Annotated in this window: 2 protein-coding genes and 1 pseudogene; all 3 read right to left on the reverse strand. The window is 43.2% G+C overall.

The features are described 5' to 3' along the window. Nucleotides 1-335, reverse strand: a pseudogene (locus ACTNES_RS20610) (hypothetical protein); the annotation flags it as partial. A gap of 258 nt (nt 336-593) precedes the next feature. Then, nucleotides 594-1,040: a threonine/serine exporter family protein gene (locus ACTNES_RS20615; protein ID WP_216459509.1), complete on the reverse strand. Its 447-nt coding sequence runs from the start codon at nt 1,038-1,040 to the stop codon at nt 594-596. Further along, complete coding sequence (locus ACTNES_RS20620; protein WP_291816769.1) at nt 1,037-1,801, reverse strand: threonine/serine exporter family protein; 765 nt, start codon at nt 1,799-1,801, stop codon at nt 1,037-1,039. Before ACTNES_RS20620 ends, ACTNES_RS20615 begins: the two co-directional genes overlap by 4 nt. Nucleotides 1,802-1,835: the final 34 nt, after the last annotated feature.

Raw genomic sequence — 1,835 nt, forward strand, 5'->3', positions numbered from 1 at the left:
AAATAAGACAGTACCGGAGGAACCGGCAGTTCTTTTGCAATATTTTCTACAATATCAATCTTGGAACTTAATTTATTGTACATTACAAAAGCATAGTTCAGGACAATGCCGTTACAGGAAAGCATAACAGCAACCGCCTGATGACCGTAATCCTGTTTTCCCTTTAAATGGGATTGGTGGAAATACGCATCTTCAATAGGATGCAGAGCCCGTGACGAAGGCTTTGTCTTAGAAGCTATTGTATCATCCACGATACAGAAAACAGGCTTTCCAGAACGCACTGCTTCTGAATAAATAATCTCAACGACAGAACTTTTTAATGTATTTTCAAGCAATGTATCGTCCCATTTTCCAGAATTAAGGAAATGGGCGATGGTAGTTCTGTGACAGGAACTGTTTTGTGCAAAACCGCACTTTCAGTTCCAATAAAGGTGCACGAACTTCCATCTGGGTTCAGTGGAGTGAAGTTGATGTCAGTTATGAACCGACAGCCACATAATGCTTTATACGTAAAACAGGGCGTCTCCAATTATTGGAAACGCCCTGCAACATTAATGTTAACTCCAGATCATAAAGAAATTTACAATCCACAGTCAGTTTTGTTTTTTCTTTATACTTCTGAGGAAATAGCAAATCGCCCACGCAATACTCATACCTGCCGCAATTCCAAAGGCAAAGAGAAAGGTAGCCCGCCCATATCCCAGTGCGCGTACCGTATTTCCTTCTACAATACTGTTCATGCAGTAATAAAGCGTACTTCCTGGAATAAGCGGAATCACAGAAGTGACAAAAAAAGAGGTCGAAGTCTCTTTACATATCCTTGCCAGAATTTCCGCATACACATCTACCATAAAACCAGCCAGCAATGACGGGAGAAAAACATTTCCCCAGAGCCCCTTCCCCAGGAGGAACACCAACCAGCTTAAGAAGCCGCCGGCAGCTGCCAGCGGCAGATATTTACTTTTCATATGAAAGAGAATTCCGAATCCCACAGAACCGATGGCTCCGGTGATCAGCTGTATCACTGTCGTTGTGTTCAAAGTCCCAGCCTCCCAAACAGAATGATCGCACCCATAAATCCAAGTGCCAGTGCCGCAGCAAGGAGTAAAGCGGCAATTAAACGGATAATTCCGGAAAGTGTATCACCAATAAGAACATCCCTGATCGCGTTTGTTGACATCAGTCCCGGAATCAGGAGCATGATATCACCGATCATAATCTTGTCCATATGAAGAAACGGGCAGAGCACAGTAAATCCGCAGATCGCGCAGCCTGTAAGAAAAGACGCTGCAAATTGAAAAGTCACTTCATTCATACACACCGGACGAAGATACTGCTGCAATCCCCAGATAAGAACAGCTCCAATCCCTGCTGCAATCGTATCTGGAATACTCCCACCATAGAAAAGTGCAAAACTGCACGCTACAAGAAGACTTCCAAGAAGTTTCCAGAAAGGATTTGGTTTATTTATATTGATTTTATCAAATTCTTTTCGAAGTTCTGCTGCTGAAACAGGATGACTGCAGAAACGGCGGCTCAGATCATTCAGCTGTTCCAGCTTGGTGAAATCATTTCCACCGCCTTCACGGATCCTGCGAGTCTGAGTACGCGCTCCTTCTCCTGGAAATTCCATAGTAATAACAATACTGGAAGTGATCACAAAAACATTCATCTGAGCAGCCCCGCAGGCATAGCCCATTCGATTCAGTGTATCCTCCACACGAAAAATCTCCGCACCGCTATTTAACAGTGCATCACCCATATCAAGAAAAATATGCAAAAAATCTTTAGACGTTTGCATGGCGATTACCTCTTATCAGAAACATTTATTTACG

Source organism: Blautia sp. HCP3S3_D9, assembly GCF_052063845.1.
GTDB lineage: Bacteria > Bacillota > Clostridia > Lachnospirales > Lachnospiraceae > Blautia_A.

Excerpts from the sequence above, each read along its gene's own strand:
- ACTNES_RS20620 (WP_291816769.1), bottom strand. The coding sequence starts at position 1,801 with ATGCAAACGTCTAAAGATTTTTTGCATATTTTTCTTGATATGGGTGAT.